At 38.2% G+C, this 722-nt stretch carries 1 protein-coding gene; it reads right to left on the reverse strand.

The window, feature by feature from the left end; genetic code table 11:
- Window positions 1-32: 32 nt before the first annotated feature.
- Window positions 33-722, reverse strand: a 690-nt coding sequence (locus ACFINS_RS10310; protein ID WP_375612692.1) for an ABC transporter substrate-binding protein, incomplete at its 5' end; no start/stop codon positions are given.

Consider the following 722-nt stretch of genomic DNA (forward strand, 5'->3'; position numbering starts at 1 on the left):
TGTTTTTTATATTTTATAAACTTGATACCTTCTTATTTTTCAATTGCACTATAAAAAATACGTGGTGCACTATTCCAAACCCATTTTTTGACATCAGGTGTCATCGCTACAGAAACATATGTCTGATAGATAAAAGCATAAGGCCCTTTCTGCATAAAATCACGTTGTAAATCAGCATACATTTGCGCCCGTTTTTTGGGATCTTTTTGAAACAATGCATCTTGAACCTTTTGATTCATAGTTTCATCCAAATACCCATGGCACCAACTCGCATAGCCTGTATTTTTAGCCTCAAGCCGATTATCTGGATTATAAATAAGACGTGAAGCCATTGTATGGGGGTCCCCAGAGCCATTATTCCATCCGAAAAAAATCGTATCAAAACCACGCGCATAAAATTTTGAAAACAACTGCGTACCTACAAAACGTTCAATTTTAAAACGTACTCCAACTTTTTTTGCATTGTCTTGGAGAGACTGAGCAATAGGCAAAGCAAAAGGATAAGGAGAGGCACCGGCAAAAATACTGGCCTCAAAACCATCCGGATAACCTGCCTCTGTTAAAAGTTGCTTTGCTTTTTGGAGATCAAGTTTAAAGGGTTGTCCCTCTTTTTCATCCAAAGCTCCAAGATTACCAAGAGGAATAAAACTTGCACGTGGAATACCAACATCTTTGAGAAGAGTCTTACCGAGTCCTTCATAGTCAATAAGATAGCGCATCGC

The sequence above is a fragment of the Bartonella sp. AA2SXKL genome (assembly GCF_042197205.1).
Lineage (GTDB): Bacteria > Pseudomonadota > Alphaproteobacteria > Rhizobiales > Rhizobiaceae > Bartonella.